The organism is Nonomuraea sp. NPDC050643, from assembly GCF_040654715.1.
Taxonomy (GTDB): Bacteria; Actinomycetota; Actinomycetes; order Streptosporangiales; family Streptosporangiaceae; genus Nonomuraea.
Genome location: NZ_JBFAIM010000020.1, coordinates 108,454 through 134,236 on the forward strand (window position 1 = coordinate 108,454; position 25,783 = coordinate 134,236).

Here is a 25,783-nt window from a genome sequence, read left to right on the forward strand (position 1 = left end):
TCTGGAGACCCCAGTGGTTCAACGCGGCATTGAGGGTGCCACGTGTGTCATATAAGTAGACGTGCGGCTCGGCGGGAAAGTTGGAAGTTCTGACAAACAGTTATATGCCGGGGTCAAACGGACCGGTCCACAACATGTCACCCGCGTCCGGCAGACGTCAGAGCCGATCAAAGACATAATCGGAGCTGTGGCGCGGGACACTGTTGAGACTCATTTCACCCAGGCGGTTGCGACGCTGAAGGCGGGCTCGGCGCGAGATCCGGGGCTGCCGGTCCACGAGGGCACCTCGCTGACCGGCGAGCGGTGCAGGGCGCTGTTCCGGCGTCAGCTCGACAGCCGCCTGCTCGACATCGCCGCCCGCTGGCTGCGTGAGCAGGACGAGGGCTACTACACGATCGGCTCCGCCGGTCACGAGGGCAACGCGGCCGTGGCCGCCGCCCTGCGGCCCAGCGACCCGGCGCTGCTCCACTACCGCTCCGGGGCGTTCTACCTGACCAGGTCCGAGCAGGCCGGCCGGCTGCCCGAGCAGGGCATCCGCGACGTGCTGCAGGGCCTGACCGCCGCGGCCGACGAGCCCATCGCGGGCGGCAGGCACAAGGTGTTCGGCCATCCGGAGCTGGCCGTCATCCCGCAGACCTCGACGATCGCCAGCCACCTGCCCAGGGCGGTCGGCGTGGCGTTCGCCATCGAGCGGGCGCGGGCGCTCGGGGTGCGCTCCGCCTGGCCGCACGACGCGATCGCCGTGTGCAGCTTCGGCGACGCCTCCATCAACCACGCCAGCGCCCTGTCGGGCTTCAACACCGCCTCCTACGCCACCTACCAGGGGCAGCCGCTGCCGCTGCTGTTCGTGTGCGAGGACAACGGCATCGGCATCAGCGTGCGCACGCCCAAGGGCTGGGTGGAGACGGCGGCGCGGCGGCCGGGCCTCGAATACTTCGCCGCCGACGGCTGCGACCTGGCCGACGCCTTCGACGTCGCCGCCCGGGCCGTCCAGCACGTACGCGACCACCGCTCCCCCGCGTTCCTGCACCTGTCCACCGTGCGGCTCATGGGGCACGCCGGGTCCGACGTCGAGTCGGCTTACCGCACCGCCCGCGAGATCCGGACGGACCTGGAGCGCGACCCGCTGGTGCGCACCGCGGCCCTGCTGGTCGAGGCGGGGCTGGAGACGCCCGACGAGCTGCTCAAGACGTACGAGTCCGCCCGCGAGCACGTGCTGCGGATCGCCCTGGAGACCACCCGCAACCCGCGGCTCGGCTCGGCCAAGGAGGTCATGGAGCCGATCGCGCCGCGCAGGCCCGAGCTGATCGCCAAGATCAGCCCGATGGCGGCCACCAACTCGGCCAGGAACAAGGCGTTCGCCGGCGCGCTGCCGGAGAACGACAAGCCGATGACGCTCTCGCAGGCCATCAACCGCACGCTCGCCGACGCGCTGGCCGTCTACCCGGAGATGACGGTGTTCGGCGAGGACGTCGCCAAGAAGGGCGGCGTCTACGGCGTGACCCGGGGGCTGCAGAAGCGATTCGGGGCGGGGCGGGTGTTCGACACGCTGCTCGACGAGCAGGCCGTGCTGGGGCTGGCGCTGGGCGCCGGGGTGTCAGGGCTGCTGCCGGTGCCGGAGATCCAGTATCTGGCCTACCTGCACAACGCGCTCGACCAGATCCGCGGCGAGGCGGCCACGCTGTCGTTCTTCTCGCGCGGGGCCTACACCAACCCGATGGTGGTCCGGGTCGCCGGTTACGCCTACCAGAAGGGCTTCGGCGGCCACTTCCACAACGACAACGCGGTGGCCGCGCTGCGTGACATCCCCGGGCTGGTCGTCGCCTCGCCGGCGCGTCCCGACGACGCCTCGGCCATGCTGCGCACCTGCCTGGCGGCGGCCCGCACGTCGGGATCGGTGTGCGTGTTCCTGGAGCCGATCGCGCTCTACCACACGCGCGATCTGTTCGACGCGGGCGACGGTGGCTGGCTGGCGCCCTACGCGGCGCCGTCGCGGTGGGCCGAGACGCACGTGCCCATCGGGCGGGCGCGCTCCTACGGCGACGGGCGCGACCTGACGATCGTGACGTTCGGCAACGGGCTGCGGATGAGCCTGCGCGCCGCCGTACGGCTGACCCAGGAGGGCTACGGCTGCCGGGTCCTCGACCTGCGCTGGCTGGCGCCGCTGCCGATGGACGACCTGCTGCGCGCGGCCGAGCTGACCGGCAACGTGCTGATCGCCGACGAGACGCGGCAGAGCGGCGGCGTCTCGGAAGGCATCGTGGCCGGGCTGCTCGACGCCGGGTTCGGCGGGTCGATCGCCCGGGTGGCCTCGGCCGACAGCTTCATCCCGCTCGGCGGGGCCGCCGAGCACGTGCTGCTGTCGGAGGAGGAGATCGAGCAGGCGGCCCGCAAGCTACTGGGTTGACCGGGCGACCGCGCCCCTGATGCAGGTCGGCTTCGACCAGGCGACCGTGGAGGTCTCGGAGATGCGCAGCGGCACGCCCACCAGAAAGCAGTAGCCGCTGGCCGGATCCAGGCCGGCCACCCGGGTCGAGGTGGCACCCTGGCCGAGGGCGGTGATGGGCTGCTCGCCCTTCTTGACCGGGGAGCGCTGCAGGACGACGGGGTAGTCGCGGGCGCCCGCGGGAAGCGTCCAGCGCAGCTCCACCAGGGCGCCCTGGTCGGCCGACAGCTTCACGTTGCGGGGGGCGAGGGCGGCGATGTCCTGCTTGTCGATGGGGGCGCCGTCGTCCTGGTCCTTCGAGGCCTGGGGCTGGACGGGGGTCTGGGGGCCGGAGGGCTGCTGGAGCGACAGGTACACCGCCACGGTCGTGCCACCGACGATCACCACCGCCACCGCCGCGCCGATCAGGATCGTGTTGCGCAGCCGCGTCGCCCGGTCGGCGGCGGATCGCTGGGGCACGGTCTGCGCGGGGGGCGCGGGGGAGCCGGTCACGTGCGAGCCCGTCGCGTGTGAGCCGATCGCGTGCGAGCCCGTCGCGTGGGAGCCGGTCATGCCGGGCGGCCCTTGCTGGTGGGGGCCTGGTTGCGGGCTCGGCCCTGGTGGGTGGACCGCTGGGGGGAGGTGCTGGCCGGTCACCGGGAAGGGGCTGTTCGCCACGGGCAGGTGGTGGCCCGTGGACAGAGGCTGGTGGCCACCGGGGGGCTGCTCCGGGAGGTCCTGGCGGTGGCGCGGCACCGTGGACAGCGCCGGTCCGGGGCCCGGGTCCTGGCCCACCAGATCGGTGACCGGCAGGCCCAGCTCGGCCTGGACCGCCTGGAGGTGGCGGGCGAGCTCGCGCGCGGACCCGTACCGGAGTTCGGGCTGTTTGGACATCGAGCGCAGGATCGTCTGGAACACCAGCGGCGGGACGTCAGGGCGGTTGATGGGCGGCGGCTCGACGCTCAGCACCCGGTACATCAGCGGCGCGATCGACGGGTCCGCCGGGTTGTGGAAGGCGGGCTGGCCGGCCAGCAGGTGGTAGAGGGTCGAGCCGAGGGAGTAGATGTCGGTCGAGGCCGAGTGGGGCTGGCCGGTGAGCACCTCGGGGGCGGCGTGCAGCGGGGTGAAGGCCTGCGAGGTGGCCGAGATCTCCGCGGAGTCGACGACCCTGGCCACGCCGAAGTCGGCGACCGCGAGCTCGCCGTAGCGGGAGATGAGGATGTTCTGTGGCTTGATGTCGCCGTGCAGGACCCCAGCCTCGTGTACGGCGGCCAGCGCCCCGGCCAGCTTCACCCCCGCCCGCAGCACCTCCTGCAGCGGCAGTGGGCCCTCCTTGCGGATCTTGTCGCGCAGGGAGCCGTTCTCGAAGAAGTCCATCGCGATGTACGGCTTGCCCGAGCGCGTCACGCCGGTGTCGAAGACCGTCACGACGTTCGGATGGCCGGTGAGGCGGCCCGTGAGCTGCAACTCGCGCTGGAACCGGCGCATCGTGCGCTGGTCCACCCGGTCGACGGACAGCACCTTCAGCGCCACGACCCGGTCGAGGCGCTCCTGATAGGCGCGGTATACGACGGCGAACCCGCCCTGGCCCGCCTGATCGAGTACCCGGTAGCCGGGCGCGTCCTCGACTGGCAGCACCGGCACACCCCCCTGTTGCAGTGCTCACAGGCGAGTTTAGTGTGAAATTTCGATACTAGAGCGGGTTCATGAGGTAAGCGCCAAATACTACGGATACCAGCGCCACCATCAGGAAGAAGAACACGTAGAAGCCGCCGGGCAGGAACGTCAGCCTGGCGAGCTGGTCGGCGTCGGAGTCTCTGGCCTGGCGGCGGCGCCGTTTGCTCTGCAGCTCCATGATCGGCCGGATCCCGCCGAACAGCAGGAACCACACCGCGACCAGGGCGACGACCTGCTGGACCTCGGCGGGAGCGTACATGCTCAGCGCGAACACCGCGCCGCCCGTGGCGAGGAGGATGAGGGCGCCGTACAGGTTGCGGATCAGCAGCAGCATGCAGACCAGGAACAGCAGCACGCTCCAGATCAGCAGCGTGATGCGGCCCTGCTCCACCAGCCACGCCGCGGCCAGCCCCAGCAGCGGCGGCGCGAGGTAGCCCGCGAGCGCCGTCAGCACCATGCCGGGACCGGTGGGCCTGCCCCGGGTCAGGGTCACGCCGGAGGTGTCGGAGTGCAGGCGGATGCCTTCGAGCTTGCGCCGGGTGAGCAGCGCCATCAGCGCGTGGCCGCCCTCGTGGGCGATCGTGATCAGACCCCTGGAGACCTGCCAGGGCATGCGGAAAGCGACGATCAGCAGGGCGGCCAGAACCGAGACCAGCACGACCAGGGGGTCGGGGTCAGGCTGAACCTTGATCAGGTGGGCCCAGAGCTCTTCCATCGAGGAGAAACCCTATCCGGGTAAAGTCTCGGCCGTGGCCACAGAACGACATTCTGACGCGCGGGTGCCGGACTGGTTGCGCGGGCTCGGGCTTCCCGGGCTGATCGACCTGCACGTGCACTTCCTGCCCGCGCGGATGGAGCGGCGGGTGTGGCACCACTTCAAGCACGGCGGGCCGCTCATGGGCGACGGGTGGCGCATCGCGTACGAGTGGCCGGTCGAGGCTCGGGTGGAGCGGCTGCGGGAGATGGGGGTGCGGGCGTACCCGGCGCTCGCGTACGCGCACAAGCCCGGCATGGCCGCCGACCTCAACGCCTGGACCCTGGACTTCGCCCGCCGTACACCTGGATGCCTCCCCTCGGCGACCTTCTACCCCGAACCTGGGGTCGTGGACTACGTGCGCCGGGCGCTCGACGAGGGCGTCAAGATCTTCAAGGTGCACCTGCAGGTGGGCGGGTTCGATCCGCGGGTTCCCGAGCTGGAGGGGGTGTGGGGGCTGCTGGCGGAGGCGGGGGTGCCGGTGGTGGTGCACGCCAGTTCGGTGCCCGTACCCGGGGGGTACGTCGGAGCCGAGCCCATCGGCCAGGTGCTGCGCGCGCATCCGGGGCTGCGGGTGGCGATCGCGCACCTGGGGATGCCGGAGTACGGCCCGTTCTTCGAGTTGGCCGCCCGCTACGAGCGGGTCGCGCTGGACACGACGATGGCGTTCACCGACTTCAGCGAGCGGGGCATGCCGTTCCCCGCCCGGTTGCGGCCCGCGCTGCTTGATCTGGGTTTGTCGGGGAAGGTGGTGCTCGGCAGTGATTTCCCCACCATTCCCTACCCCTACGCCCATCAACTCGACGCGCTGGCCCGGCTCGATCTCGGCGATGCCTGGCTGAGAGCCGTCTGCTGGGACAACGGCGTGGCGATGGCCATGGTCTGATAGAGGAGTGAACGATCGGCACGTGGCGCTCATCAGCGCTTTCTACGACGCTCTGGGGCGCGCGGACTTCGCGGCCATGGAGCGCTGCTACCACCCTGAGGCGAGCTTCGGCGACCCCATCTTCCAGGAGGTCGAGGGGCGGGACAGGGTGATGAGGATGTGGCGGCTGCAGCTCGGCGTACGCGACGGGCTGAAGTCGGAATACCGCGACGTGACGGCCGACGAGCGCAGCGGCTCCGCCCGCTGGACCGCCCGCTACATCTTCACCAGCACGGGCCGGGAGGTCACCAACGAGATCGACGCGCTGTTCAGGTTCGAGGACGACCTGATCGTGCGTCACCATGACGAGTTCGATTTCAGGCGCTGGTCGAAGATGGCGCTGGGCAGGCCCCACGGGCTGCTGTTCGGCTGGACGCCGCTGTGGCGCAAGACCATCAGAGACCGCGCGACGCGGCAGCTCGACGAGATGCGGTAGCCCGTACAGGAGGCGGTTCATGGCCAGGGTGAAGGGGTTCAGGCGCAGCGGGGACACGCGTGAGTCGGCGCCCGAACACTCGATGGACCCGCGTGCCGTGGAGGAACCGCCCTACCGCCCGACGGTCATCGACAACGCGATCTACGCCGACGGCGAGCGCGTCGACAATCCCGGTTCGCTCGCCGACGCCTTCGAACGCCTCAAGCAGATGCCCGACGCCATGGCCTGGATCGGGCTCTACCGGCCGAAGGAATGGGAGCTGGTCAAGCTCGCCGAGGAGTTCGAGCTGCACGAGCTGGCGCTCGAGGACGCCATCGTCGGCTCCCAGCGGCCCAAGGCCGACCGCTACGGCGACACGTTGTTCGTGGTGCTGCGGGCCGCGCGTTACCTGGACGAAGTGGAGGAGGTCGCGTTCGGCGAGGTGCACGTCTTCGTCGGCCCCGACTTCGTCCTCACCGTACGCCACGCCGAGGCCCCTGACCTGCAGGCCGTGCGCAAGCGCATGGAGTCCGACCCCGACCTGCTGCGCCAGGGCCCGCAGGCCGTCCTGTACGCCATCCTCGACGCCGTGGTCGACGGCTACGCCCCCGTGGTGGCCGGGCTGCAGAAGGACATCGAGGAGATCGAGGCCCAAGTCTTCAGCGGCGACCCGTCGGTGTCGCGCCGCGTCTATGAGCTGTCGGGCGAGGTGATCGAGTTCCAGCGGGCCACGGCTCCCCTGGTGTCGATGCTGCACGGGTTCATCGCGGGGGCGTCCAAATACGGGGTGACGGAGGAACTGCAGAGCTACCTGCGCGACGTGGCCGACCACGCGATCACGGTGACGGAGCGGATCTCGTCGTTCCGCCAGATGCTGCAGAACATCCTGATCGTCAACTCGACCCTGGTGACCCAGGCCCAGAACGAGGAGATGGCCCGGATGACGGAGGCCAGCATCCAGCAGGGGGAAGAGGTCAAGAAGATCTCGGCGTGGGCGGCCATCCTCTTCGCCCCGACGCTGGTCGGGACCATTTACGGGATGAACTTCGACTTCATGCCGGAGACGCACTGGGCGTTCGGCTACCCGTTCGCCATCCTTCTGATGGGCGCGGTCTGCCTCGTCCTGTACACGGTCTTCAAACGCCGCGACTGGCTCTAATTAGTATCTGGCCCCATGATCACTCGTACATTAGTGGGCACGGCCGCCGCCCTTACCGTCTTCACCACCACCGCGCACGCCGAACCCGTCAAGGGCGCTCCCGACCTGACCCACAACGCCCTCTACAAGGCGGCCAAGCTGCCCAAGGTCCCCTGCAAGCCGGTCAAGGGAACGAGCCTGGCCTCGACCAAGAACTACGTCACCAAGCTGGTCGACTGCCTGAACCGCGCCTGGAAGCCGGTCATCAAGGACTTCAGACCGGTCAAGGTGAAGTTCAAGGATGCGGCGGACAAGCAGTCCTGCTCCACCGGCCTCGACCTGTCCGGCTCCTTCTCGGAGATCTGCGCCACGACGATCAATGTGCGGGTGGCCTCGGACTGGATCAAGGCCAAGGACGATCTGAAGGTGTTCACCTCGATCGTCAGGACCTGGAGCTCGGTCGTCACCGGACAGACCGGGATCGGCCAGGCATGGTGGGCGCTGGAGAACGGCGCGTCGGAAGCCGTCATGGACGAGCACAACCGGCGGTACTACCTGCAGATCGACTGCTTCACCGGGGTGTCGGCGAAGAGTCTGGGGCGGGTCGTCAAGGACTGGAAGTCCGTGACCAGGATTCCGGAGTTCTGGAAGAACCGGTTCCACGGCACAGCGGCCAATCGTCTCCGCTGGAGCGAGCAGGGCTACAAGGCCGGCCGGCCGGGCGCGTGCAACACCTGGACGGCGAGTTCCGCCAAGGTCGCGTGACGCTTCAGAGCGCCGCGATCACCAGCCCCCGCCACGAACAGGGCTGTGCTTGCGGCGCACGCTTTACCTGCATGCGGCGACGTCCATCCACAGCCCTCCTCATGCGCCTTCGCTTCATCGTTCTTCTGGGCGTTCGAGCCCCTGGACGGATAGCCCCGTCTCCTGATGAATTGCGCGGACGATCCCACGGCCTGCGCCGGTCCATCAACCGGCGCTCATGCGATCGTGCCAGCGATTTCGAGCCGACGAGCCGCTCTTCGGCACCCTGTGCGCGCAGCACGTGATCCGCCGCTCCCGCTTGACGATCTCGGTCATTTCATTCGGCAATTAGACATTTATTTCCGGCATGCCCGGCATAGACCGCTAGGGCCTATATCTTTCTGCGGCCCCATAGCCTTTTCGCTGTATCGACGGGATTCCACTTCCCGGCGCCCGCCGCCACACCTACGATGCCATCGGTCTGACATCCCCTATTTCCAGGAGAGCGGCAGGATCGGGCGGCAATGGCGACGCAGGAAGAGATCGACACGGTTAGGCAGCGTATTGAACAGTTGCGCGAATTGCACGCGGGCGACGTGATCGCACTGGCCAGGCTGGTCGATGACGGCGCCCTCAAGGGCCAGGCCGGAGACCGGCTGACCACCGATCTACGGGCATGGGACCGGGCCTTCAAGGACCTGTTCACGCGCGCCCTGGCATCGCTCGACACACTCCAGCCGTCCGATCCCGTGAAGGGGGCCACCAGCAGGTGAGCCCTCAAGTCGGCATCAACCCCACGCTGATGACCCAGCTGATCAACGGCATGAAACGGGTCAGCGGCACACTCCCGGACGTCGCCCTTCAGGTGGAACGCTCTCTGACCTCTCTGGGCATCCGCCTGTGGAGCCCCACCCACGTCCACGTCATCGGCCGCCAGATGAGCGACCAGATCCCCGCGCTCCAGGGCCGCCTCGACCTGATCCTCGCCGCACCCGACCGCGAGTCCGACAAGGGCGGCGTCCTCTGGGCCAGCGAATCGGCGTGGCTGTCGAAGTCCCCCGCCGAAGGCGCCGCCACCGCCAAGGCCCTCGCCACGAGGCTCCGTGACCAGATCGCCGGCCATGCGCTCGACACCGAAACGGTGGCCGCGATCGAGTTGCACAAGAACGACCCGTACTTCGCCCTGGCCTTCGCCATGGAGGTCCCGCCGCGCGAGCTCAAAGCCCTGATCGCCAGAGCGTACGGCTCGGACCTACCGCCGTCGAACCGCCCGGTCCAGCATGACGTCCGAACACAGGACCGGCTCGCGACCATGCTCAGCACCCTCCTGGGCACGGCCTCCCGTGGGGTGGGCCGGATGCAACTGGCCGATGACTACACCGATCAACTGGTCGACGGCATCGAGAACCCGCAGGACGCGTTCGCGGTGAAGAGACTGCTCCAGGACGGGGAGTTCGACCATACCTTCCTGCTTACGCTGGTCCGCAAGCTCTACGACAAGGACATGGCCCATCCTCCCGACTTGAGCCTCCCTCGGGACATCTGGTCGATTCCCGGCCCCAAAGACACCTCCCCCGGCGACCTCAGCCCGATGGGTACGGCCCTGACCGCCCTGGCCCACCATCCCGCCGTCGCCCAGGACTTCTTCACCGACCCGCAACGTAGGCCACTGGCCTACTTGATGCGGCGGCACCACTGGGACAGCGACGCGGACACGGATCTCGGCTGGGCCATCGAGGCGGCGAGCACCGAATTCCGCGACCATGATTTGCCGCCGGGCGGGTCACGCGGCTACAAGTCGGCCCTGATCGCCTCATGGGCACTCCACTTCTGGAGCGACCCCAAGGTGCGAACGAACCTCCCACACACTCGCCATCACCTTGGCACAATCCTTGCCCAGTACCCGGGGGACGTGCACCGCGACACCCAGTCCTTTACTGACAAGGTGCCAGGTGCGGTCACGGATAAGGACCCGGACAAAAACGTACAAGGCACAGAGCCGTACGGCGCCAAGTTCAACGCAAATGAGATTCATTCGGTCATGATGTGGGCGTTCGAAGACGAGGACGCGTTCGAAACCATGGCTGCTGCACATGGACTGTACGCCGCTAAGATGCTAGACGAGCTTGCGACCAGGATCGCTACAGAAGTCCGGACCGAGTACGCGACATGGCGAAAATCGCATCCAGCAGCCACGCAACGTGAAATTAACGCCAAACGCCAGGACATCCTCGAACAGCGCATGAATCAGAGTGGAGGGCAAGAGTTCGCACGGGCCGCACGAAGCCTCAGCATGACTACTTGGATCATTACAGACGCTGCAAACGCAGCCGCCATCCAGGACGCGAAAGCACGTGATGCACGGTTTGCCGCCTTCAAAGACATGGCTGAGAGAGTCGCGGGGCTGGCTCCAGGCCCGCAAGGGAAGTTCGTCGGACTATTGATCGACAAAGCGAAGGGGACGGTCTTCGGGCAGTTGAGATCCAGTCACGAGGATCGGGCGCGCAAAGACGCGGACACCGCGCAAGGGGTCGCCAAGCACATGTTCACCGATCTAACGGCGGCAACAATGATGCGACACGGCTTGTTCGGAGGGAAATCCGCCTCCCCTAAGACGCATCCATATTCCCACGAAGATTATTCTCCGGGTTCGAAGGGCCACTTCATGAGCGAAGGAAGTATCAAACCGTGGGCCGATATGAATTCCGACGAGCGCGACGCCTACGAAGAATGGCTGAAACTGAATGAGGTCGGCCGCGTCTTCAACGGGCCGGACGGGGCCATCTCGCTCGGCTTCAAGGAGGCCGAAACCTATTACAGGCGCGACTCATGAGGCTCACCTCCTCGGCGGGAAGCATACTGACCCTGCTCGCCTTGACCGTAGCGTGCACGTCTCGTCCTGCTCCACTGCCGGATGACCGACCGCTGGGCAACGTGACCGCCTCTCCCCGAGAATGCGACCTTGTCTCGGCGAACGCGATTAAAATTGCAACCGGCTTCACTGAGTACAAAGCCGTCGGCACGAAGATGGACAAGGGTCGTTTCGCGTCGTGTTCAGTGGCCGAGAACCTGACGCCCAAAGGCAAGTTGGGACTGGTCATCGAACTTTTCGACCCGTCACCTAACGACGCGGAAGATCTAGAGAACACGAAACTGTCCACCCGAGGAAATGACCTACCAGACGAGCTGGGGCCTGGTTTCGCAGCGCAACGGAAGGACGGCAAGGAACAGACCATTTCCTTCGTCTACGGTTGGACCCCTGATATCCAGCGCCTTCTCACTGTGAGCATCGTGGAGAACGTTCCGGGCCGGGACTCGCTCGCGGATGCGACCGAGTTCTTCCGGCAACTTAAGCCCATCCTTCTGGACAAGCCCAAGTAGCTGGCGCCGACGTTCATCTCAAGCCGCAGGAATCCAAGTCCAGCCCCCTCCAGGGGAAGCCACTGCCATTCCCTTCAGCGTTACCGGATCAACGCGGAATGGGGCCCGAGTGCTGTCCATCGTCACTGCGATCGTCGACGACGTCGGGGACGAGGCTGTGGCCAAGTGGTGTGAGCGAAGACCCTTACACTGACTGGCTCTTGTCCTTTCAGGGTTCGTGATCCTGCGGCCTGTAAAGGCTGACCATGTCCTGGTGATCGGCTCGCAGAACCGTGTAAGCGTCGCCTGTGTGGCTTTCGGTGGCCAGTAAGGGCCTGATGACGTACTGCATGTCCAGGATGGTCTTGTCCCGTCACCCTGCAGCAGGCGAGCCCGTCCTAGAGCGGCGGTTCCTTGATCGAGTTGCGCGCGGCACAAGGATGCGTGCTTCCGGCGTTCGGGTGTGTCCTCGGTGTGTGGGCCTGAACGGGCTGCGGGCCTCTGTCAGCCGGAAGGGCCGGGAGGAGTTGCATGGCTTCTCTGGTGGGCCTGGGGCGGCGGGTCATCGGTGTGGGAGGTGGTTGGGTGGTCCGGTGAGGGTGATGGGGCCGTCTGGAGTGGGGAGGGTCAGGGGGTGGGGGTGTCTGTGCCGGGGATGATGAGGGTCAGTACGCGTGCCGCCTCCGGCGACAGTACGGTCACCCCCTCCGCGGTACGCAGGTAGCCCGGCGAGATCGGGCCGGACCCCACCTCCTGCCCCGCCCCCGGGAACTGGAGCATCGTCACCCGGAAGCCGTCCGAGTCGCCCAGCACCACCATCCCCTCCCCCTGGGAGACGATCCTGAGGGCGGGGTCGAAGTGCCACAGGCTGCGCAGGGTTCCCGTCGGTACGGAGTCGTGCACGGCCATGAGGTCGGACCCGTGGTGGACGAGGATGTGGCGGGTCCTGCGGACCCCGTAGGCGTCGTCGGCCAGCTCGTACGACTGCCGCCCCGGCCCCACCGAGGAGGCGACCAGGTCGGTGGCCGTGCCGGGGCGGAAGTCGGCACCCGTCACGATGGGGACGTTGTGCGCCTCCGGCGAGCGCGTCCACGCGACGTACTCGGTGCGCTCGTAGGAGTGGAACCCGGCCTCGACCAGGATGCGGCGGCCCTGGGCCGAGTAGGTGACGCCCAGGTGGTCCTCGTGGCCGTGCAGGCGCCGTCCCGGGCCGAACCTGATCGAGTAGTAGGCGGAGGCCGGGTCGTCCCACGCGGTCCTGCCGAAGACGTAGCCCGTGTCGAACACCCCCACCTCCGGCCACGTGTGGGCGAAGCCGTCGCCGCGGTTGTCGGCGGGGCTGTCGCCGAGGGGGACGAGGTAGCCGTCCGGCTGGGTGGCGTGGGCCACGTACGACTCCAGTGCCCGCCGTCTGGCCACCAGCCGCTGCGGCTGTTCGGCCCCGCTCTCGCTGATGGCGCGGAGGGCGGCGCCGAGGCGGCGGTGGACGTACACGCCGTAGCGCGGGGCCTGTTCGTGCAGGGCGCCCTGCGCGTCGATGGACAGTTCGGCCGAGGTCGTCATCCGGCGGATGGCCAGGTCCCGCCACTGCGTCCGGCCCAGGCGGCAGCCGACGACCAGGAGCGCGATGTCCTGGTCCAGGCCGTGGTTGTGGCCCTCGCGGTAGAGCGCGGGGTCGGCCAGGACCTCGCCGTGCTCGGCCAGGCTGTTCCAGAGGCGGCGGGTGCGTACGTGCTCGCTGAGGCACACCAGCGCGGGCGCCCGCAGCGCGACCGCGTGCTCGGCCCACGCCCACCGGCTGATCCCCGGGACGCCGCGCGGGTTGTGCCGCATCCAGTGGTCGGCCAGGTCGGCGGCGCGGTCGAGGTAGGCCTGCCCGCCCGAGCGCTCGAACTCGGCGACCAGGCGGCCCAGCCAGCGCAGTGAGTGCAGGTTCAGGGCCCAGGAGCGGTTGCCGTGCGGGTTCGCGGTCCAGTCGATCCTTTCCCCGAGGTCGACGGGCGGCAGCCCGACGAACCTCACCTTCCCGTTCATCACCTCCTCCGGCTTGATCACGGGAAACTGGTCGCTCAGGCAGATGGCCCTGCCTGACGTCGAACGGGCACGCCAGAACACGTCGTGGCTCCTGTTTCAGGGCGCGCGAGACCCACGCTCCGCGCTGATGGGCAAGGAAGGGGGGCTTAGGGCAGGTCGGGGCCCTGGTCGGTCCAGCCGGCCGAGAACACGATCTCCGGGCGCCCACCCCGGCTGTCCACGCTGGACAGCACCTGCGAGCTGACCGGGTCGATGATCAGCGTCCGTTCGGCGCCGGAGGGCAGTCCGTACGAGAACGCCTCACCGGTACGCCCCTTCGCGTCGGTGCCGGCGCCCAGGTAGCGGACCTCGGGCAGGTCGGCCAGCGCCCGGTAGGCGGCGGCGCGGACCCCCGGCGGGGACGGCTTGGTCCACAGCAGGCCACTGAGCGCGTCGGCGAGCAGCCCCTCGGAGCCCGGGGGCAGCATCGCGGCCACCCGCTCGCGCAGCGCGGCGGCGTCGGAGGGCAGCGCCTGGATCTGCTGGTACGTCAGGTCGCGCCCGGCCATGCTGAACGGCGACCCGCCGGTGATCGGGACGACCCTGCCCTGTTCGGCCTGCCACGCCCGGCCCTGCCTGGTCACCCAGAGCTCGGTACGCCTGTCGCCGTCGTGCAGCTTGCTGACGTGCCAGTACGTGCCGTCCTGGGCGGACGACGCCGCCGAGGTTGCCGCCGACAGCAGGATCGAGCGGCCGGAGAGCTGCTGGGCCGGGTTCATGAAGACGATCAGCGCCAGGGCCGCCGCCGCGACGGCGGGGATCATCAGCCACGACAGCCGCCTGCGCCGGCGCCTGGCCGCCAGCCGCCGCCACACCCTGGCCTGGGTACCGGGGCCGGGGCGGGGGTCGCCGAACAGGTCGCGTACGTGTGCCAGCTCATCCATGGACGGGCACCTCCCCGAGCCGGGCGCGCAACTTCTTCCTGGCCCGGCTGAGCCGCGAGCCGACGGTGCCGTACGGGATGCCGAGGACGGCGGCGATCTCGTCGTGGCTCAGCCCGGCCAGCGCGACCAGCAGCACCACGTCGCGGTCGCGCCGGTCGAGCGCGGCCAGGGCGGCGGCCAGTTCGGGACGCAGGCTCTGCGCGCTGACCCGCACGGCCACCGTCTCCTCGTGCCCGGGGGCGTCGCCGTCGGGGGCGCAGCGGCCGAGCGCGCGCAGGGTTCGGGCCTCCAGGCGGCGGTGCTTGCCGATGAGGTTGGTGGCGATGCCGTACAGCCAGGCCCGCACCCCCGCGCGGGACGGGTCGTACTGGGCGCGCTTGCGGAACGCGGTAAGGAATGTCTCGGCGACGATGTCCTCGGCGTGGTCGGGGCCGAGGCGCTGGGCGACATAGGTGTGGATCTCGCCGAAATGCGTGTCGAACACCGCGGCGAAGCCGTCCGCGTCGTCCAGCACGCCGTCCAGCAGGCCGTCCGGGGCTTTGTCCGGCGCGCCGACCGCGGCGCCCTGCGGTGGCCCGGGCGCTCGAGCGGCCCAGGGCACCGTGGTCGCGATGGTCTCCCCCGTCATGTGCAACCTTCCGGTGAATCAGTCGTCATCTGTTATCACCCGATGCACCGGTTTGCTTTCACAGGAATCTGCGGACGTCCGCGATCTCGTCGTCGAGCGGGCCCGCGGGCAGGTCGTCGAACGGTTGTACGGTGACGTTCGCGCCCTTCCTCCCCCACGTGCCCCTGATCGTCCCGTCCACGAGCACGACGGGGCGCAGGATGCCGCCGCCGGGGAACACCTTCTTCGCGTGTTCGGCGGGCAGGATCGGGTCTCTGCTGCGCCAGCCCATCAGGTATTCGTCGAAGGCGGGCGCGAGGCGTACCACGGGGGGCTCTTCCCGGGGCGGGGGCGCGGCGGCGCTCAGGCCCCAGGCCGTGCGGGCCTGGCCGAGCGGCAGGCCGGACCAGGCGGCCAGGTCGTCAGGGGTGGCGGGGTGGTGGGCGGCGCGGTAGCGGGTGGCCAGTTCCTTCAGCGCGCGCTCGCGGTCCGGTTCGGGGACGACGGGGGCGCCGAGCCAGTCGGCGGTGTGGACGTAGGTGGGCTTGCCGGAGCGCGACGGGGCCAGCACGGCCAGGCCGTGGTGGGCGGCCAGGGCCACCAGATGGACGATGCCCTGGCCGCGGGCCCGGCCCGCGAGGCGCTCCTCCAGGTCGGCCTTGGTGAGCGGGCCCTGGCCCTCGAGGGTGCGGCCGATGAGCGTGAGGAGGTCGTCGCCGGTGACGCCCTCCTCGGCCAGGCGGCGCAGGATGTTCGTGTCGCGCCGGGTGAGGGCGTGCATCCACGGGAGGTCTTCGGCGTGGATGAAGTGCAGGGTGCCGCGCGGGCCCCACGCCCTGACGATCTCGCGGTCGTGCCAGGCCTGCTCGACGTCGGCCGCGGTGAGGGTGGCGGAGCGGGCGCGGAAGGCGAGCAGGGCGGAGGGGACGTCCTGGGCCTGCACGGCGGCCAGGTGCCGGACGATCTCGCCCGCCGCCAGGCCGGGCGGGCGGTGCAGGAGCTGGGCCTCGACGCTTCTCACCCGCGACATCATCGCAGCCACCGCGGGCGGCGCGGCCTCAGCCGGCGGCGGGCGGCGCGCGTCATCGGAGCAGGAGGCGGTTGCGCAGGCGGGTGGTGAGGGGGGTGCGGGCGCGTACGGTGCGGCGGATGGCGTCGCTGCGCCGCCAGGCGGCCGTGGCGGCGTCGTCGGTGACGGCCTCGGGGGCGTAGCGGACGAAGTTCGAAATTTCGGCCAATGGCTGGAGATCGGCCGAGATGTCGCCCGGATGGCGGGACACCACGTCCCCCGCCGTCAGCCCCTTCACCCCCTTCAACCCCAGGTCGTCGCACGTCTGATGCCACGCGCCGAGCACCCGCTGCCCCGCGCCCACGACCGAGCGGCGCCGGCGCCGGCGCCACCAGGGCAGCGCCGCCACCACGCCCGCGTACGCCACCAGCGCCCCGCCACCCGCCACCCCCGCGAGCAGCCACGGGGACGGGCCGGTCGCCGGATCCTCGCCGTCCTTGCCCGCCTGCGGCTGGGACGTCTTGGGCCGATCGCTCCCGCCCTTGGCGAACTCGCCCTCCAGCTCCTCGCTCTCCTCGATCGCCGACGACACGACCTCATGATCGTCCTTGGCGCCGCTGCGGCCGGGCGTGGGGTAGAACGGCCGCCAGCCCAGCCGGTCGAACTTGATCTCCGCCCACGCCATCACGTGACCCGACTTGACGTGGTAGACCCCGCCGGACGACTGCCCGGGCCGGAACCCGACGACCACGCGCGACGGCAGCCCGAGCGTCCTGGCCATGAGCGCGAACGTGGCCGCGAACTGCTCCGACGTCCCCCGGTGCGTGGTCTGCAGGAAGAACTCCAGGCCCTTGAGCGAGTGTCCGGGCGGCGCGGTGACGTCGTAGCTCGCGTTGGTGCGCAGGTAGTTCTGGAGCCGGTACGCCTGCTTGATCGGCGCGTCGGCGCCCTTCGTGGCCTGCTGGGCGAGCCTGCGGAAGAGCTGCTCCTGCGGGCTGTCGGGGAAGGCGGTCAGGTCCGGGTCGCGTACGGGGGTGGCCTCCAGCAGGTCCTGCCTGGTCGGCCTGGCCACGCGCGAGGCCACCTCGTAGCCGAACCCCTTGGCCGGTTTCGACCCGGCCAGCAGGGCTCCGCTGTCGGGGTCCACCGCCAGGCCGCGCACGCCGATGACCTCCTGCGGGCGTTCGGCCGCGGGCAGCCAGGTGCCGGGCAGTCCGTCGAACTTCACCCACTGCCGTACGACCTCCGCCGCGCCCGTCCACTCCCCCTCAGGGACCCGGCCGCCGGTGGGCTGGAAGCGGGCGGCGGACGTCCAGCGCACGCCGTCGTACCGGTCGAGCACGGCCAGCCGCCAGTTGAGCGGTTTGCCGGACTTGACGGTGAAGAGCTCTCTGTCGGGGATCTGCAGCCAGGCCGAGACGCGGTCGAGCGGGCTCACGCTGTCCACGCGCCGGGGCGGCGGGAGGTCGGCGTCGTTCCTCGGGTTGTACGGCTGCGCGGCGATGGGCAGCAACGGCCCCGCCACCAGCGCCAGCGCGGCCACCGCGGCGGCGGCCGGGAGCCCGGCCAGCAGCCAGACCGGCGGACGGTCGTCGCGGAGCAGCGCAAGAGCGGCGACCAGGACGAAGAGCGCGCCCGCGACCGGGAGGTTCGAGCCCTGGCCGTCGACGCCGAGCATGAGCGCGACGCCGAAGACGAGGAGGGCGGGGACGGTGGCGGCGATCCTGGTCCCGGTGCGTGCCAGGGTCTCGGCGCCGATGGTGGCCGCCGCCCAGACGAGCGTGTGGACGAGGACCAGCAGCTCCGGCTCGGGCTGGGCGGGCAGGAGCGTGGTGAGCAGCGCCTGCCAGGAGTTGGCCACGTCGGCGAACAGGCCCGGTTCGAGGCCCTGGTAGAGGAGGATCGTTCCGGCGAACCAGAGGACGACGTCCAGGCCGAGGGCCAGCCAGAGGGGGCGCCTCCAGGTGAGGACGGCCACGGCGGCGGGGGCCACGGCGGCGGGCACGACGGCGGTCAGCAACTCCGTCCCGGGGAAGACCCGGTGGAACCCCCACCCGGCCACCCCCGCGACCCCCGCCACGACCGCCGCCCCGGCCACCCGCCGCCACAGCACCTGCTTCTTGCGGGCGGGTGCCTGGTCGTGGGGGGCGGGTGCCTGACCGTGGAAAGCGGGTGCCTGGCCATGGAAGGTGGGTGCCTGGGTCTTGCGGGTGGGTGCCTGGTCTTCGGTGCCCGCACGCCTGCGGGCACGCCGCGAGGGCCGCGCCGGTGTCCCGGCGGGCGGCTGTGCGGTGCCGGGAACCGCCTGTCCCTGGGCCGCCCCGCCGGAGGGCCCACGGTTCCCCGCCTGCCCGCCGACCGTGGCGGCGCTCGTGTGCGCCGGGCTCGGGGCCGGACCTCCGGGCCCGAGACCATGCCCGTCGCCGCCCGACGTGGCGCTCCACCCCTGCGACCCGGCGGACGCGGTGCCCAGGGGCGCCTGACCCCAGGACGGGGCGCCCGCCGACGCGGGCATGCCGTTGGTGGGGGCTGGGGTTCCGGGTGGGGTGGTGGGCAGGCCGCTCGTTGGAGTTGGGGGCCCGGGTGGGGTGGTGGGCATGCCGGTCGTGGAGGCTGGGGGCCCGGGGCGGCTGTGGCGGCCCGGCGGGGGGACGTGGTGGGTCATCGGGGACCCCAGGTGAGCGGGAGCTCGTCCAGGGAGGCGACGGAGACGACCTTGACGCCGGGCGCGCTCACCTCGCCAGGGCCGACGTAGACGCAGATGACGCGGTCGAAGCGGCGGCGTACCCCGGTCGCGCGGGCCGCCTCCGACGGGTCGGCGGTCACCAGGATCAGCGAGCCCCCGCCCCTGGCCAGGCGCATCGCCTCCGTGACCCCGGCCGTGCCCGGCCGTACCAGGGCCAGCCGGTCTAGGACCGTGTCGGCGTCCGGCTTGGCGTCCGGCAGGGGGCCGTCGCCGGTGAGGACGCGTACGGGGAAGCCCGCGCGGGAGGCGGCGACCGCGGCCGAGGCGGCGGCGTCCACGGCCAGCTCCGTCAGGCCGCGCGTGTCGAGCACCACCGTCGTCGTCGGCAGGCTGGCGTCGATGAGCTGGCGGACCATGAGCGTCCCGGTACGGGCGCTGGAGCGCCAGTGGACGTGGCGCAGGTCGTCGCCGACCACGTACTCGCGCAGGGTGTGGAAGGTGACCGTGCCGCTGGGCGCGTTGTCGCTGGTCGGGCCCTCCAGGTGGTGGGCCTTGCCGGACGGGACGACGGCCAGGGGGACGGTGCGGGGGCGTACGAGGAGCGTGGCGGGGCCGCCGTACTCGCGGACGCGGCGCGTCAGGCCGAACGGGTCCGCGCGCACCAGCAGCAGCGGGCCCACTGGGATCTCCCCGCGCGTACCGGTCGGCAGCGGGTACGACACCGTCCGTGCCGCCCCTTTCGGCAGCCGGGGCAGGTCGACCGTGTGCTCAGCGGCGCCGATCCGGTCCTGGGCGCGCAGGCCCGACAGGCCGCGGCGGCCGAGGTTGGCCACGTTCAGCACGGCCACGGCGGCGTCCCCGCGCGGCACCTTGAGCGGCGTGACCTCCCGGTGCACCTCGAGCCGCGGCCTCGGAGCGGTCCACGCCAGCGCCGCGGCCAGGGCCAGCAGGCCGCCCGTGGCGAGCACGACGGGCTCGGGGTAGCCGAGCGCGAACCCCGCGGCGTACAGGACGGCGGATCCGGCCAGCGTGCCCCACCCCAGCGGGGTCAGCACCCCGGCGCGCCGTGCCATCTCAGGCCGCCTGCGGCACCGGCATCCCGGCGAGGATCTCGCCGAGCGCGGCCGCCCCGCTCACCTCGCGCAGCTCCGCCTCCGGCGTGAGGATCAGCCGGTGCGCCAGCACCGGTACGGCCAGCGCCTTCACGTCCTCCGGAACCACGTAGTGCCGCCCGGCGGCGGCGGCCTTGACCCGCGCCGCCCGCAACAGGGCGAGGCTGCCCCGGGGGCTGGCGCCGAGCCGCAGGTGCGGATTGGTACGGGTGGCGGCGCACAGCGCCACGATGTAGTCGTAGACCGGGTCGGCCACGTGGATGCGCGACGCGAAGTCGATCATCCCGGCGACGTCGGAGGCCCGCGCCACCACCGGCAGCCGTTCGACCTGCGGCCCCGTCGGCATGCCCTTGAGCACCTCGACCTCGGACATGTGGTCGGGGTACCCGACGGAGATCTTCATGAGGAACCGGTCGAGCTGGGCCTCCGGCAGCGGGTACGTGCCGTCCATGTCCACCGGGTTCTGCGTGGCCACCACCAGGAACGGCCTGGGCACCGGATGCGGCTCGGCGTCCACCGTGACCCGGCGCTCCTCCATGACCTCCAGCAGCGCGGCCTGGGTCTTCGGGGAGGCGCGGTTGATCTCGTCGGCGAGCACGATGTTGGCGAAGACGGGCCCGTGGTGGAACTCGAACTTCTGGTGCGCCTGGTTGAAGATCGACACGCCGGTGATGTCGCTGGGCAGCAGGTCGGGGGTGAACTGGATGCGCCGCCACTCGGCGTCCACGCTGGCCGCGAGCGAGCGGGCGAGCGTGGTCTTGCCGGTGCCCGGCACGTCCTCCACCAGCAGGTGCCCCTCGGAGAACAGGCAGATCAGGGCCAGCTCGATGGCCTCGTGCTTGCCGCGGATGATGCGCTCGATGTTGCCCGCCAGCAACTGGAAACGCTGCGCGAACTGCCCGGCGAGCTGCTGCGGCGGCTGCTGCTGTTGCGCCGGCTGCTGCGGCTGCGCCTGGTAGGTCTGCTCGAACTGGTCCTGGTAGTTGTACTGGTTCAACTGAGTCCCCTTCTCAGTCGGTGCACTCGAAGAGCGGCGCTTCCGGGAAGCCACCGTCCGGAGTCGCTACCAGAGTGTCGCTGAGCCACCCGTTTCCGTACTGCGTTTCAACTTTGTTCCAAATGTCACTCGTGCTGCCGTCCTGCGACTCGGTCACGGACTGCCCCTTGACCTGGCAGATCACGGTCACGGTGATGTACTGACCCTGCGGGATCTTGCCCACGTTCTGGTCGCCGTTCTTGGCGGGTCCGGGCCGGATCAGGGTGTTGGTCTGGTCGTTGTTCTTGTTCTTGTACTGCTGGCGCGGATAGGCCAGGTCCACCTCGGTCGTGGCCACGTCGGGGCTCTCGCCGGCCGCGTTCCTTGCCTTGAGCCTGAAGGTGTGCTTCTGGTTGTTCTTCAGGCCGTCCACGGTGTACGACCTGCCTCTGATGGCGTCGTTCGTGGCCGCGCCGGTCAGCTCGTACGTGGTGTCGTCGGCGCCGCCCTCGGGGCCGTTCCAGCTCAGCTCGGCGCCCCGGTTCTTGGCCTTGGCCGTGAAGCCGGTCGGCGAGCCGGGTGCCACGCACGGCTTGGCCCCGGCGCTCGGCTCCGACTCGACCTCACCGCCCGACCAGTGCGCGACCACGACGAACGTGTACTCCTTCGCGCAGTCCCCGCCCGTGAACTCGAACTGGAACGGCCCCTCGGCCTCCGCCGACTCCGGCGTGGGCTGCCCCGCGCCGGTCGTCTTCAACGTGTAGCGCTCGACCTTGCCGCCCGTGGACGGGCTGAACGTCACGGTCACCTTGCCGGGCCCCGACCGGGCGGTGACGGCGCCGGGCGCACCGGGCGCGCTCGCCGTGGGAGTCGGCGTGGGAGTCGGGGTCGCGGAGGGGGTCTTGCTGGGCTCGCGCGTGGGCTCGGCCTCCCGCGTCCGAGTGGGCGTCGGCCGGCCGGTCGTCTCGATGGGCTCGGGATCGGGGTCGGGCCGGTCATCGCTCTGGCTGGGGTCGGGACGCGGCGTCTGCTTGGGCTTCGGCGTGCTGGTCGGCCCCGGTACGTCGGAGTCGTCCTTGTCGATGTCGTGCTTGCGGCCCTCGGGGTCGATGACGACGGCCTTGTCGCCGTTCTCGTCGTTGGCCCAGAGCAGGCCGTCCTTGACGAACACGTCCACCGGGCCAGGACCCTCGGCCACCCGTAGCGTGGTGGGCCGGCCGCCGGCCGCGCTGTCCCAGACGATGAGGGAGCCGCTGCCCTGGTCGGGCACGTACACCTTGGAGCCGAGCACCTGCGGCACGCCGAGCTTGGCGGGGTCGTCCGCGGCGAACTTGGTGCTGAGCACGGAGTTGGACCCGGTGTCGATCACCACGAGCAGCCCGGACTCCCCGGGCGTCAGGATCGGCACGAGGGCGCCCTCGGTGGCGGCCGGGGTGAGCGCCCCGCCCTTGGCGGCCTGGGCCACGCCCTTGGGCAGCGTGATCTCGCCGACGCCGCCGTCCGCGCCGATGATCGTGGCGGTGGCGGCGCGGCTGTTGACCACGACGGGCAGGCCGCCGGCGATCGTCACCGACAGCTCCTCGCCCGGCTCGCCGACCTTGACCGGGCTCGCCGCCGCACCCTGCGACACCGGTACGACCTCGCCCTTCGCCGTGACCGGCACCCACAGGCGCCCGCCGCCGTCGATGCGCGCCGCGCCGAGCGGCCCCGGCAGGGTGATCGGGGCGCCGACGGAGCCGAGCGTGACCGGGTCGATCTGCTGGACGCGGCCCGCGGCGGGGTCCACAGCGTACCCGGCATTGCCGGACACGGCGAGCTGCATCCCCGCCGCGCCGAAGTCGCGGGTCTGGGCGACGCTGAGCTGGCTGGGCTCGACCCGGCTGACATAGCCGGTACGGTCGTCGACGAGCAGCACGTTCCCGCCGTCCTGCACGACGCGGAGCTGACGGCCCGCCTTGTCGTTCAGATAGCCGTCGACCTCGCCCGACAGGCCGTTGACGTGCACGATCTTGCCTCTGACCTTGGTCCACAACCAGGCGCCGACGTCGGCCAGCTTGGGATTGGCACTGGAGACGCCCACGCCGAACCACGCCGCCGCGGCGACCAGGATCGTGGCCACCACACCGGCGATCACGGCCGTGCCTCGATCACCTCGGAGCACCCGCACCTGTCACTCACCCCGTATGTACGATTACAGAGCGTATTGCCCCCACATTTCGGGCATCACCCTAGCGCTTGTACGCGGGTACCGGCCGGTAGCCATGGAAGTCATGGTGCGCGAGTGCCAAGAGTGTCGGTCCGAAGCCGTACCTTAGAGCGCGTGTCCGATCAGCCCCTGACCCTCGACGCCGTCCTCACCGACGAGGCGGTTCTGTCGACCTATCGCCGCATGTTCGCCGCGCTGGCCCGCGACAGCGGGGCGGTGGTCGACGACCCGGCCCTGGTCGACATCGCCGAGACGCTGTTCGCCGCGTTCGCGGAGGCGGGCGAGGAGTGGCTGACGCACGAGCAGATGCGCTTCGCCTGCCGGGCCTACGCGACCGACCAGTTCGACAACCGGCTGCGGGTGCTCAAGGGGCTCGGCGCGATCCGCGAGGTGTTCCCCAAGCCCAACCAGCTCCGCTACCGCGCCTCGTTCACCAGCGTCGTGGGGCTGATGTTCATCCGGCGGATGATGGACGACGGCGGGCAGTCGGAGATGCACCGCCTGCTGGCGCTCGAAGACCTCAACGTGGCCGACCCGCGCACCACGATGGAGCAGGCGCGGGTGAGCGCGCTCAACCTGGCGCGGGCGTTCCGGCTGTGGGCGCTGGAGCTGATCACGCTCACCATGGGCACGATCGAGGAGCTGCGCGAGCAGGCGCCCAAGCTGTGGGGCACCGAGGAGATCGCGCGGCGGGCGCAGAGCCTGCACGGCACGATCCTGACCCGGTGGCCGGAGCTCGACCGGGTCTGCACCGACCTGCGGGCGGCGATCTACGCCTACAGCGACGCCTCCCGCCGCGCCGCCGGCCGCCTGGCCGACTCGGCGGGCACCACCCGCAACCTGACGCTGCTGCCGACGGAGACATGGCGCACGTTCGCCCAGACGGCCTCCAAGGAGCGGCTGGCGGCGGTCCTCGACGGCTTCGTCTTCGACGCCCCCGCGCCGTGGCACGACCCGGCCGCCATCGCCCGCGCCGTCGACGAGGCCCCGCGCCCGGCTCCCGCCCAGCCCACTCCCCCGCGCTCCAACCTGCCCGACCCCGGGCCCGGCTCCTCGCTCGACTCCGCACCCAGCGCGGCGCTGCGGCGGCTGACCGAGGTGGCGGAGTCGCTGCTGGGGCCGGCCGACCGGGTTGCGCTGCCCGACGTGCTCGGCTCCGACTGGCCCTCGGCCCGCCGCGTCCTCGCCGACCTGACGACCGTCGACCTGCGGCCCGAGCTGCCCTACCGGCTGACCTGGTCCGACGAGCTGACGGTCGACCCGGGCCGCGAGCCCGCCTGGCTCTCCCACGGCTACCTGGAGCGCACCTGATGCCCGCCGCCGACCACCACCCCACCGAACCACCCGAACAGCCCGCCGCCCATGGGGCCGCCGTGACACCCGAGCCCAACGTCACCGGACCTGCCGCCGCCGACCCCGCCGTGACACCCGAGCCCACCGATGCCGGGCCTGGCGTGGCGCCGGGGGCCGGTGGTGGGCGGGTGCGGTCCAGGGTGGCCGGGGGCGGGGTGGCCGCCGCTCGTGAGGGCGAAGGGGCCATCGCGCACGCGTGGGTGCGCGCCGGCGGGCCGCTGGACCTGGGGGCCGGGGTGGCGGCGCCGGCCGGGATGGTCCGGTTGACGCGGCCCGACTCCACGGGCGAGGCCCTGCCGGTGTGGCCCGACGGCGTGACGCCTTCGCTGCTCGAGGAGTACCAGGTGGCGCCCGTTCCCGTGGAACGGGCCGGGGAGACGCGGCGGGTGCTGGCGGCCGTGCTCAAGTGCTGCTGGAGTGACCTGTCCGTCGACCCGTGGCCCGGTGATCCGGCGCCCATGGAGCTGGTGCTCGACACCTATCGGGCGCTGATCGGGCGTACCGACGATCTGATGCGCAACTGGGCGATCGGGGCGCTGCGGCGCCTGCACGACTCCGCCTGGATCGTGCTCGACGACGGCGTGATCGTGCTGGGCCCGCGCTGCGCCCTGTGGCCGGTGGAGTCGCACGCCCAGTTGCAGGAGCTGGTGCGCCGCCTGCCCGAGCCCGAGCGTCCCGGCCTCACCGTGGTCGGCGACGCCGACATCGTCGCCGCCGCCCGTCCCGGCCCCGCCGAGGAGGAGACCCCGGGCGGGCCCGGCGGGCGGGTCGAGGGCGGGGCCGCCGAGTTCGACGACCTGCTGGGCGGCTACGACGAGCGGCGGCGGGCCGAGCTGGTCGCCGCCTACATGGCGGTCGAGCAGGCCGCCGAGCCCGTGCCGGAGGTGCGCTTCGCGGCCCTGCGCGACCCGGCGCTGCGCCACACGCTCGGCGAGATGCTGGCCAGGCGCGGCCGCACACTGATCCAGCACCGCGAGCGCTGGATCTCCGGCTACGACGACGCCCGCGCCGCCGCGCTCGGCGCCCTGGAGGCGGCGGGCCCGGCCGGGCGGCTCGGGGTGAGCGAGCGGGCGGTGCTGACGCTCGTCCTGGTGCACTCCGTGGCCATCCCGAGGGCCGAGGGGCTGCTGCCCGAGGACTCGTGGCTGTCGCCGCACCCCACGCCGGCCGACGAACTGCGCCGCCACACCCAGCTCCCGATCGGCGAGCTGGAGGCGGCGTTGCGCACGTTGCGGCACGCGGGCCTGCTCGGTCAGGTCAAGGCGGGCGGGGAGATGGGCGGGGAGGCGGGCGGCTACGTGCCGGGGCCGCAGTTCCACCGGCTCACGCCGGCGGCGCGGCGGCGGCTGCAGGAGGAGCTGATCCTGGCGGCCGGGCCGAACACACCGCTGGCCACCGCCGTACTCGCCCGCAGGTCGGCCAGATGAACCCGGCGGCAG

Annotated in this window: 20 protein-coding genes; 10 read left to right on the forward strand and 10 right to left on the reverse strand. The window is 70.9% G+C overall.

Annotated features, from left to right (window positions below):
* The first annotated feature begins 187 nt into the window (after positions 1-187).
* A complete protein-coding gene (locus tag AB0I15_RS27240; RefSeq protein ID WP_358101180.1) occupies positions 188-2,407 on the forward strand; it encodes a thiamine pyrophosphate-dependent enzyme in 2,220 nt (739 codons plus the stop codon).
* Here the strand turns inward: AB0I15_RS27240 and AB0I15_RS27245 are convergent.
* Positions 2,396-4,063, reverse strand: a complete 1,668-nt coding sequence (locus tag AB0I15_RS27245; protein WP_358101183.1) for a serine/threonine-protein kinase — start codon at positions 4,061-4,063, stop codon at positions 2,396-2,398. The genes AB0I15_RS27240 and AB0I15_RS27245 overlap by 12 nt on opposite strands.
* 55 nt (positions 4,064-4,118) lie before the next feature.
* Positions 4,119-4,817 carry a M50 family metallopeptidase gene (locus AB0I15_RS27250; protein ID WP_358101186.1) on the reverse strand — a complete coding sequence of 233 codons (699 nt, stop codon included), beginning with the start codon at positions 4,815-4,817 and terminating at the stop codon, positions 4,119-4,121.
* Between the two features lie 34 nt (positions 4,818-4,851).
* Here AB0I15_RS27250 and AB0I15_RS27255 point away from each other — a divergent pair, with 34 nt between their 5' ends.
* The 7 genes from AB0I15_RS27255 to AB0I15_RS27285 all read left to right on the forward strand — a co-directional run bounded on the left by AB0I15_RS27255 (position 4,852) and on the right by AB0I15_RS27285 (position 11,459).
* Entirely contained in the window at positions 4,852-5,742 is an 891-nt protein-coding gene (locus tag AB0I15_RS27255) for an amidohydrolase family protein (RefSeq protein WP_358101189.1), read from the forward strand.
* 7 nt (positions 5,743-5,749) lie between these two features.
* Positions 5,750-6,217 carry a nuclear transport factor 2 family protein gene (locus AB0I15_RS27260; protein WP_358101192.1) on the forward strand — a complete coding sequence of 156 codons (468 nt, stop codon included), beginning with the start codon at positions 5,750-5,752 and terminating at the stop codon, positions 6,215-6,217.
* A 19-nt stretch (positions 6,218-6,236) separates the two neighbouring features.
* The gene (gene corA / locus AB0I15_RS27265) at positions 6,237-7,355 is read left to right on the forward strand and encodes a magnesium/cobalt transporter CorA (protein ID WP_358101195.1); all 1,119 of its coding nucleotides are present in this window, start codon (positions 6,237-6,239) and stop codon (positions 7,353-7,355) included.
* Between the two features lie 15 nt (positions 7,356-7,370).
* Entirely contained in the window at positions 7,371-8,099 is a 729-nt protein-coding gene (locus tag AB0I15_RS27270) for a hypothetical protein (RefSeq protein ID WP_358101198.1), read from the forward strand.
* A 503-nt stretch (positions 8,100-8,602) separates the two neighbouring features.
* Entirely contained in the window at positions 8,603-8,851 is a 249-nt protein-coding gene (locus AB0I15_RS27275; RefSeq protein ID WP_358101201.1) for a hypothetical protein, read from the forward strand.
* A 29-nt stretch (positions 8,852-8,880) separates the two neighbouring features.
* A complete protein-coding gene (locus AB0I15_RS27280; RefSeq protein WP_358101204.1) occupies positions 8,881-10,911 on the forward strand; it encodes a hypothetical protein in 2,031 nt (676 codons plus the stop codon).
* On the forward strand, positions 10,908-11,459 hold the full coding sequence (locus AB0I15_RS27285; RefSeq protein WP_358101207.1) for a hypothetical protein: 552 nt from the start codon (positions 10,908-10,910) through the stop codon (positions 11,457-11,459). Before AB0I15_RS27280 ends, AB0I15_RS27285 begins: the two co-directional genes overlap by 4 nt.
* Before the next feature lie 606 nt (positions 11,460-12,065).
* Here the strand turns inward: AB0I15_RS27285 and AB0I15_RS27290 are convergent.
* The 8 genes from AB0I15_RS27290 to AB0I15_RS27325 form a co-directional block, all read right to left on the reverse strand.
* The gene (locus AB0I15_RS27290) at positions 12,066-13,553 is read right to left on the reverse strand and encodes a heparinase II/III family protein (protein ID WP_358101210.1); all 1,488 of its coding nucleotides are present in this window, start codon (positions 13,551-13,553) and stop codon (positions 12,066-12,068) included.
* Between the two features lie 65 nt (positions 13,554-13,618).
* A complete protein-coding gene (locus tag AB0I15_RS27295; RefSeq protein ID WP_358101213.1) occupies positions 13,619-14,395 on the reverse strand; it encodes a hypothetical protein in 777 nt (258 codons plus the stop codon).
* Positions 14,388-15,023 (reverse strand): RNA polymerase sigma factor, encoded by a 636-nt coding sequence (locus tag AB0I15_RS27300; RefSeq protein WP_358101216.1) that lies wholly within the window; start codon positions 15,021-15,023, stop codon positions 14,388-14,390. The genes AB0I15_RS27295 and AB0I15_RS27300 overlap by 8 nt, the downstream gene beginning before the upstream one ends.
* Before the next feature lie 58 nt (positions 15,024-15,081).
* Positions 15,082-16,023 (reverse strand): winged helix DNA-binding domain-containing protein, encoded by a 942-nt coding sequence (locus tag AB0I15_RS27305; protein WP_358101218.1) that lies wholly within the window; start codon positions 16,021-16,023, stop codon positions 15,082-15,084.
* Positions 16,024-16,084: 61 nt separating this feature from the next.
* Positions 16,085-18,676: a DUF3488 and transglutaminase-like domain-containing protein gene (locus AB0I15_RS27310; RefSeq protein WP_358101221.1), complete on the reverse strand. Its 2,592-nt coding sequence runs from the start codon at positions 18,674-18,676 to the stop codon at positions 16,085-16,087.
* On the reverse strand, positions 18,673-19,770 hold the full coding sequence (locus AB0I15_RS27315; RefSeq protein WP_358101224.1) for a DUF58 domain-containing protein: 1,098 nt from the start codon (positions 19,768-19,770) through the stop codon (positions 18,673-18,675). The genes AB0I15_RS27310 and AB0I15_RS27315 overlap by 4 nt, the downstream gene beginning before the upstream one ends.
* 1 nt (position 19,771) lies before the next feature.
* Positions 19,772-20,806, reverse strand: a complete 1,035-nt coding sequence (locus AB0I15_RS27320; protein ID WP_358101226.1) for a MoxR family ATPase — start codon at positions 20,804-20,806, stop codon at positions 19,772-19,774.
* A 13-nt stretch (positions 20,807-20,819) separates the two neighbouring features.
* Positions 20,820-22,952, reverse strand: a complete 2,133-nt coding sequence (locus AB0I15_RS27325; protein ID WP_358101229.1) for a fibronectin type III domain-containing protein — start codon at positions 22,950-22,952, stop codon at positions 20,820-20,822.
* Between the two features lie 153 nt (positions 22,953-23,105).
* On the opposite strand from AB0I15_RS27325, the gene AB0I15_RS27330 reads away from it, so the two are divergent.
* Together AB0I15_RS27330 and AB0I15_RS27335 are read left to right on the forward strand one after the other, a co-directional pair.
* Entirely contained in the window at positions 23,106-24,302 is a 1,197-nt protein-coding gene (locus AB0I15_RS27330) for a hypothetical protein (RefSeq protein WP_358101232.1), read from the forward strand.
* Entirely contained in the window at positions 24,302-25,771 is a 1,470-nt protein-coding gene (locus tag AB0I15_RS27335) for a hypothetical protein (RefSeq protein ID WP_358101235.1), read from the forward strand. Before AB0I15_RS27330 ends, AB0I15_RS27335 begins: the two co-directional genes overlap by 1 nt.
* The last annotated feature ends 12 nt before the right edge of the window (positions 25,772-25,783 follow it).

Excerpts from the sequence above, each read along its gene's own strand:
- AB0I15_RS27270 (WP_358101198.1), top strand. The coding sequence starts at position 7,371 with ATGATCACTCGTACATTAGTGGGCACGGCCGCCGCCCTTACCGTCTTC.
- corA (WP_358101195.1), top strand. The coding sequence starts at position 6,237 with ATGGCCAGGGTGAAGGGGTTCAGGCGCAGCGGGGACACGCGTGAGTCG.
- AB0I15_RS27310 (WP_358101221.1), bottom strand. The coding sequence starts at position 18,676 with ATGACCCACCACGTCCCCCCGCCGGGCCGCCACAGCCGCCCCGGGCCC.
- AB0I15_RS27315 (WP_358101224.1), bottom strand. The coding sequence starts at position 19,770 with ATGGCACGGCGCGCCGGGGTGCTGACCCCGCTGGGGTGGGGCACGCTG.
- AB0I15_RS27250 (WP_358101186.1), bottom strand. The coding sequence starts at position 4,817 with ATGGAAGAGCTCTGGGCCCACCTGATCAAGGTTCAGCCTGACCCCGAC.
- AB0I15_RS27275 (WP_358101201.1), top strand. The coding sequence starts at position 8,603 with ATGGCGACGCAGGAAGAGATCGACACGGTTAGGCAGCGTATTGAACAG.
- AB0I15_RS27280 (WP_358101204.1), top strand. The coding sequence starts at position 8,881 with ATGACCCAGCTGATCAACGGCATGAAACGGGTCAGCGGCACACTCCCG.
- AB0I15_RS27300 (WP_358101216.1), bottom strand. The coding sequence starts at position 15,023 with ATGACGGGGGAGACCATCGCGACCACGGTGCCCTGGGCCGCTCGAGCG.
- AB0I15_RS27335 (WP_358101235.1), top strand. The coding sequence starts at position 24,302 with ATGCCCGCCGCCGACCACCACCCCACCGAACCACCCGAACAGCCCGCC.
- AB0I15_RS27295 (WP_358101213.1), bottom strand. The coding sequence starts at position 14,395 with ATGGATGAGCTGGCACACGTACGCGACCTGTTCGGCGACCCCCGCCCC.
- AB0I15_RS27285 (WP_358101207.1), top strand. The coding sequence starts at position 10,908 with ATGAGGCTCACCTCCTCGGCGGGAAGCATACTGACCCTGCTCGCCTTG.